General features: G+C 59.2%; 1 protein-coding gene. It reads left to right on the top strand.

The window, feature by feature from the left end; all coding sequences use genetic code 11:
* Window positions 1-873, top strand: an 873-nt coding sequence (locus ACYSTU_RS26980; RefSeq protein ID WP_499002752.1) for an immunoglobulin-like domain-containing protein, incomplete at both ends; no start/stop codon positions are given.

Genomic DNA, 873 nt, shown 5'->3' on the forward strand with positions numbered 1-873 from the left:
TTGTGGTAACTCTGGCCAACGGTCAGACCATCACCATCGGCGTCGGCCAGACTACTGGCACTGCAACTGCTGTTGCTGCGAACGATGCGCTGACCGGCAACGCTCCGATCACCAACTCGATCACTGGCGTAACTGGCGGCAATTTCGAAGATCTGGTTGCAGACAAAACTCCAGTTTCGACTTCTGTCACCGACGTTGCCGACACTACCAACCTGTCTCTGAGTGCGACCGGTTCCGTGGCCGAAGGTGGCTCGATCGTTTACACCGCTACGCTGACCAACGCCGCTGGCTCGCCAGTGACCGTGACCCTGTCGAACGGCGCTGTGATCACCATCAAGGCTGGCGAAACCACCGGCACCGCAACCGTTCCTGCACCGTCCGACGACGTCTACAAAGATGCCGGTTCCGTGCAGGCGACGATCACCAGTGCCACCGGTGGTAACTTCGAAAATCTCGTGCCGAGCACCACTCCAGCGGTCACTCAGGTCACTGATACCATCGACACGTCGACCGTCAAACTGACCGCCGATACGTCGGTGGCCGAAGGCGGCACCGTGACTTACACCGCCACCGTCGGTGCGCCAGTTACCGGTTCGCCAGTTGTGGTAACTCTGGCCAACGGTCAGACCATCACCATCGGCGTTGGTCAGACTACTGGCACCGCAACCGCTGTTGCTGCGAACGATGCGCTGACCGGCAACGCGCCGATCACCAATTCCATCACTGGCGTAACCGGCGGCAACTTCGAAGATCTGGTGGCGGATAAAACACCGGTTTCGACCACTGTTACGGATGTCAACGACACCACCAATCTGTCGCTGAGTGCGGCCGGTTCTGTGGCCGAAGGTGGTTCGATTGTTTACACCGCTACAC

Source organism: Pseudomonas glycinis, assembly GCF_054871425.1.